The organism is Psychrobacter sp. 1Y4 (genome assembly GCF_051847555.1).
In genome coordinates this window covers 1-637 of the sequence record NZ_JBPYDE010000724.1, presented here as the reverse complement: position 1 = coordinate 637, position 637 = coordinate 1, and the positions used below count along the sequence as shown (strand labels likewise).

General features: G+C 37.2%; 1 protein-coding gene. It reads left to right on the top strand.

The features are described 5' to 3' along the window. Positions 1–19: 19 nt before the first annotated feature. Positions 20–637: glycosyltransferase (locus ACS8FC_RS18540; RefSeq protein ID WP_439297872.1), on the top strand; the 618-nt coding region annotated here is incomplete at its 3' end.

Here is a 637-nt window from a genome sequence, read left to right as displayed (position 1 = left end):
AATAAAGCTAGTCTCTCTAATGAGTTTCTCGAACTATAGACTACTTCGTATTCCTAATACTATTTATAAATTAAGGACGCTACTAAAAAAAGAGAAGGTTGATACATTGATAGTAGTAGAGACATTGTGTGTTCAATTTACTATACCTGCGACCATTGGCCTATCAGTTAAACATATCTGCTGGGAACATTTGAATTTTAATAACGATTTAGGAGTTTTCAGTAGAAGAATCGCTCGTCAATTGGCAGCGCGATACTGTGACTCAGTGGTTACTTTGACAGAAAGAGATAAACAGTATTGGTTGGACGGTACGCATCATAAGGCACAAATACTAGCAATAGAAAATGCTTGTCCATTCCCACCTCAGCACTATATCAAAAAAGAAAATACAAAAACTGTATTGGCAGTAGGCAGGTTAATTCAGGTGAAAGGCTTTGACAGGTTGCTTGAGGCTTGGGTTCAAGTAAGTAGCTTTGCACCCGACTGGAAACTAGTCATAGTCGGCGAAGGAGAGGAGAGAGAGAAACTGACAAGACTTATCGAAGAGAACGAATTAACTGAAAAAATATACTTAGTTGGTAGTACTACAGATGTAAGTAGCTACTATAAAAAAGCAGAGATATTTTGTTTGAGTTCT